The following is a 4,579-nucleotide window of genomic DNA, read 5'->3' as shown; positions in this document are numbered from 1 at the left end:
ATTTCGAACAGGTCCTTGGCGATCTTGCCGGAGATCGTGCCTTCCTTGATCAGATCGATGACGGCGCCGAGATGCTCGGGCGAAACTGGAGCATTTTCAATGTCCTTGCCGGCCTTGTTGAGAGCGCCAAGCAGATCGTTGATCACCCAGTTGGCGGCGAGCTTGCCGTCGCGGCCGGAGGCCACCTTCTCGAAATAGTCGGCGATCGGCTTTTCGGACACCAGGATCGAGGCGTCATAGGTCGTCAGGCCGAGCGCCGCGATCAACCGCGCCTTCTTGTCGTCGGGCAGTTCCGGCAGATCCTTGGCCAGCGCGTCGACATAGGCCTGGTCGAACTCCAGCGGCAGAAGGTCCGGGTCGGGGAAATAGCGGTAGTCATGTGCCTCTTCCTTGGAGCGCATCGAGCGCGTCTCGCCCTTGTTGGGGTCGAACAGCCGCGTCTCCTGGTCGATCGTGCCGCCATCCTCGATGACGGCGATCTGCCGGCGCGCCTCGTATTCGATAGCCTGGCCGATGAAGCGGATCGAGTTGACGTTCTTGATCTCGCAGCGCGTGCCGAATGCGCCGCCCGGCCTGCGCACCGAGACGTTGACGTCGGCGCGCAGCGAGCCTTCGTCCATGTTGCCGTCGCAGGTGCCGAGATAGCGCACGATGGTGCGCAGCTTGGTCACATAGGCCTTGGCCTCGTCGGCCGAGCGCATATCCGGCTTGGAGACGATCTCCATCAGCGCCACGCCGGAACGGTTGAGGTCGACATAGGACATGGTCGGATGCTGGTCGTGCATCGACTTGCCGGCGTCCTGTTCCAGATGCAGCCGCTCGATGCCGACCTCGATGTCCTCGAACTCGCCCTGGCGGTCCGGGCCGACCGAGACGATGACCTTGCCCTCGCCGACGATCGGCTGCTTGAACTGCGAAATCTGGTAGCCCTGCGGCAGGTCCGGATAGAAATAGTTCTTCCGGTCGAAAACCGACTTGTGGTTGATCTCGGCCTTCAGGCCAAGGCCGGTGCGGATCGCCTGCTTGACGCATTCCTCGTTGATGACGGGCAGCATGCCGGGCATCGCCGCGTCGACCAGGCTGACATTGGCGTTGGGTGCCGCGCCGAACGAGGTCGACGCCCCGGAAAACAGCTTCGCCTCCGAGGTCACCTGGGCATGCACTTCGAGACCGATGATGACTTCCCAGTCGCCGGTGGCGCCGGGGATCAGTCGTTTTGCGTCGGGGGTGCGGGTATCGATGATGCTCATGGTGGCCTGCGCTTGTGGCTCGCGAGAATTGCGATTTTCGCGAATTTGGGTGTTGGCCTTCGCTAGTGCAAACCGCCCGGCGAGACAAGCGCAAAGCCGCGCGCTGGCCTTTTCGGCCGCTTTCGCCTATAGGACGTCCATCCAATGGAGAGTGGATATCCACTTACGCTCAGTCCCGGTAAGGCCCTGACCTCGTAGCGAGGCAGGGCGACAAAACCTGAAACCCCGTGCCGCGAAATCTCGCGGCGGTGGCTTTTTGATGTTTTCCCGGGAATTGTCCAAATGGATATCTCGCGCATTGAACAGCGCATCCTGCACCTGCTCGCGCAGGGCGGGCGCATCGAAATCGAAAAGAATGACAGTAGGAAAATCGCTTCGGTCCAATGCCTGACCCGCGACGGCTGGCGCTACCCAGGCGTTGATCTCGAGCTGCTTCGAAAACTGAAGCGGAAGAAGGCGGTTTCCTCGTCGGGTGGCGGGCCTTACCGCATCACCAGGCGCGGGCTCGAACTCGTCCGCGCCGAACTCGACAACAGGTAGAGGCATTCGCGCCTCAAAATCCGCCGGCCGGCAGCGGCCGGCGGTTCTCGCCACGTTTGCTAGGCGGTGGCGATATAGGCCCTGATCTCCTCGGCCTCGCGCTCGACATCTTCGATGCGACGCTTGACGACGTCGCCGATCGACACGATGCCGTAGAGCAGGCCATCCTTTTCCACCGGCAGATGGCGGAAGCGACCCTTGGTCATGATCTCCATCACCTCGTTGACGGTGTGGTTCTCGTTGCAGATCTTCACCTTCGGCGTCATCGCCGAACGTACCGCGATGTCGAGCGCCGCGGCACCTTCCTTGGCCAGCACGCGCACGATGTCGCGCTCGGAGAGGATGCCGACGATCTTGTGGTCGCCATTGGTGATGACCAGCGCGCCGATCCTGTGTTCGGTCAGGATGCGGATGGCCTCGCTCAGCTTTTCGTTCGGCCCGAGCGTCAACACGTCATGGCCCTTCTTCTCGAGAATTGCCTTAACAGTCATGGCGTCCTCCTCAGCTTGTTGCTTGCCGGTTCCTGCCCTGACCGGCATTCACGTTCCGGTGAACATGGTGCGCCGTGATTGTTTGCATTTCAAGTGCGGCGCGGCTCACTCCAGCGGCTGGCGGCGGTCGAAAGCGCGCACGCCGAAGAAGCCGGCGACAAAGCCGCCAATATGCGCCTCCCAGGCGATCTGTCCGTCGACGCCTGGAGCAAAGCCTATCAGGCCGGTGACGAGGTTGATCGCCATCCAGACGCCAAGGAAAGTGACGACGCCGCGCGAGCGGAACACCTCCGTCATCGGCAAGGGCGCGCCGGCAAAGGCGCCTCTGCCCGACGAGCGGTCGATGCGGAAGGCGAAGCGCGCCGCCGCCCCCATCATGCCGGAAATCGCGCCCGAAGCGCCGACCAGCGGCGCCTCGCCGAGCGGATGCAGGACATAGAACAATGCCACCGCCGCAAGCCCCGTCACCGCAAAGAACAGCGCGAAGCGAAGCGCGCCGAATCGGTTCGCCAGCGGCGAGCCGAACGCCGCCAGCCACACCATGTTGATCAGGAGATGCGCCCAGCCGCCATGCAGGAACGCATAGGTGAAGGGGCTGGTGAAGGCATAAACCTCGAGGTCATAACGGCCGGAATAGCGGATCGGGATGAACGCCGCCCGCACCAGCAGGGCGAAATCCTGGTCGTCGGTCAGTAGGTAGACGCGCACCAGATGAACGGCAATGCAGATGCCGATCACCGCCAGCACCACCGACGGCAGGTTGAACACCGGTTCGCGGCGCGGTTCCGGCGCATCGTCCTGCTGTTCGATTTCCGAAGGGCTAACCGGCTCGCTCATTGACAAAGCATCCTGGGATTCGATCGGCGAGCTTTAGAGCAAGGGCGCCCGGGTTGAAACAATTCTGTTTCCCAAAGCGTGCGGCCGCAGCCTCGCCGTCATTTGCTAAGAACCCGAAAGGAGACAAAGTGGAAATGCTCTGGCGTTCGCGAAACTCGCAACGCGCGTTCTCGGAAGCAGCAAGACCCCTCCCTAGAATGCGGCCGATTTCAAAGGGGTCTCCACATGATCAAGCATATCCTCTCGTTGGCTCTCGCCGCCGGCGTCGCAGCTTGGTCTCCGAGACGCTGACAAGCGCCCCAACCGGCCGGCAAGCAATCCAGTCGACCAACGTGTTCGTCGATGCCAATGGCATCGTCTATTCGCCGGACTACAATGCCGGGCTGGCGACCATGGAATATGACAGGTGACAAAGGCGACTATCACCCTCCGCCCCCAGCGCACCGCCATCAGCCCGAAGCTCACGCACCTTGCCACAAGCCGCCTCAGCCATCGCCGTCTCCGTTACCGGCATCGAAAAGTCCTTCGGGCCGACACGCGCGCTCGCTGGCGCCGACCTTGACGTCGCCCCCGGCGAGGTCGTGGCGCTGATGGGCGCCAACGGCGCCGGCAAATCGACCTTGGTGAAGATTCTGTCGGGTTCGTACACGCCCGATGCGGGCACGATCATGCTGGACGGCAGGGCCGTTGCCTTCGCCTCGCCCAGCGCCGCCAAGGCCGCCGGCATCGCGACGGTGCATCAGGCAACCGACCAGGCGGGTGCTCCCGGGCTGACGGTCGCCGAGAATCTTGTGCTCGACGAGCTTTGCAGCCCGGGCGGGCGTTTTCTCGTCTCGAACAGGTCGATCCGCAAGCGCGCGAAGGAGATCGCGGCACTGATCGATCTCGACCTGGCGCTCGACCGCGACTTCATCGACCTTCGCCCGGCGGAGCGGCAATTGATTGCAATCGCCCGTGCCGTCGCCGCGAGCGCCTCCGTCCTGATCCTCGATGAGCCGACATCGAGCCTTTCGACCACCGAAGCCGAGCGGCTGTTCGCCGTCATCCGGCGGTTGCACGCAAGCGGCATGGCGGTGCTCTACATTTCGCACCGGCTCGGCGATCTCGCCGCGATCGCCGACCGCGCCGTCGTAATGCGCGGCGGCCGCATCGTCGGCGCCTTTGCCAGACCGATCGACTTCCCGGCGGCGGTGGCCGCAATGATCGGCCGGCCGCTGGAAGCTGCCACCCGTCGCGACAAGGCGTCGACCGCGCCGGTGATCCTGTCGGTCAAGGGTGCCAGGCTGGTCGCTGGCGCCGAGCCCTTCGACCTCGATCTCCGCTCGGGCGAGGTCGTCGCCATCATCGGCACGCTTGGTTCCGGCAAGAGCCGGCTGCTGCGCGCGCTGTTTGGCCTCGAAATCCTTGCCGAAGGCAATTTCGAGATCGACGGAAAACCCTGGCTTTCGAACGGGCCAGGAC

At 63.5% G+C, this 4,579-nt stretch carries 6 protein-coding genes; 3 read left to right on the top strand and 3 right to left on the bottom strand.

What is annotated here, in order from left to right:
* Positions 1–1,250, bottom strand: a 1,250-nt coding sequence (gatB, locus tag EN745_RS30605; RefSeq protein WP_127422972.1) for an Asp-tRNA(Asn)/Glu-tRNA(Gln) amidotransferase subunit GatB, incomplete at its 3' end; no start/stop codon positions are given.
* 282 nt (positions 1,251–1,532) lie between these two features.
* Between gatB and EN745_RS30600 the strand changes: the two genes are divergently transcribed.
* Positions 1,533–1,790 (top strand): YjhX family toxin, encoded by a 258-nt coding sequence (locus tag EN745_RS30600; protein ID WP_127422971.1) that lies wholly within the window; start codon positions 1,533–1,535, stop codon positions 1,788–1,790.
* 59 nt (positions 1,791–1,849) lie between these two features.
* Here EN745_RS30600 and EN745_RS30595 read toward each other — a convergent pair whose 3' ends face one another.
* Together EN745_RS30595 and EN745_RS30590 are read right to left on the bottom strand one after the other, a co-directional pair.
* Positions 1,850–2,281, bottom strand: coding sequence for a CBS domain-containing protein (locus tag EN745_RS30595; protein ID WP_126054363.1), 432 nt, complete (start codon positions 2,279–2,281; stop codon positions 1,850–1,852).
* A 105-nt stretch (positions 2,282–2,386) separates the two neighbouring features.
* The gene (locus EN745_RS30590) at positions 2,387–3,118 is read right to left on the bottom strand and encodes a rhomboid family intramembrane serine protease (RefSeq protein ID WP_127422970.1); all 732 of its coding nucleotides are present in this window, start codon (positions 3,116–3,118) and stop codon (positions 2,387–2,389) included.
* Between the two features lie 272 nt (positions 3,119–3,390).
* On the opposite strand from EN745_RS30590, the gene EN745_RS36405 reads away from it, so the two are divergent.
* Together EN745_RS36405 and EN745_RS30585 are read left to right on the top strand one after the other, a co-directional pair.
* Positions 3,391–3,528 (top strand): hypothetical protein, encoded by a 138-nt coding sequence (locus tag EN745_RS36405; RefSeq protein ID WP_189363206.1) that lies wholly within the window; start codon positions 3,391–3,393, stop codon positions 3,526–3,528.
* Positions 3,529–3,588: 60 nt separating this feature from the next.
* On the top strand, positions 3,589–4,579 hold a 991-nt coding region (locus EN745_RS30585; protein ID WP_145992225.1), incomplete at its 3' end, for an ATP-binding cassette domain-containing protein.

The sequence above is a fragment of the Mesorhizobium sp. M4A.F.Ca.ET.022.05.2.1 genome, assembly GCF_003998845.1.
In the GTDB taxonomy this organism is placed as follows: domain Bacteria; phylum Pseudomonadota; class Alphaproteobacteria; order Rhizobiales; family Rhizobiaceae; genus Mesorhizobium.
Note: the sequence above shows the minus strand (reverse complement) of the source record. Positions and strands in the feature narration are given on the sequence as shown.

Coding starts and splice junctions, on each gene's coding strand:
- EN745_RS30595 (WP_126054363.1), bottom strand. CDS start 2,281: ATGACTGTTAAGGCAATTCTCGAGAAGAAGGGCCATGACGTGTTGACG.
- EN745_RS30590 (WP_127422970.1), bottom strand. CDS start 3,118: ATGAGCGAGCCGGTTAGCCCTTCGGAAATCGAACAGCAGGACGATGCG.
- EN745_RS30600 (WP_127422971.1), top strand. CDS start 1,533: ATGGATATCTCGCGCATTGAACAGCGCATCCTGCACCTGCTCGCGCAG.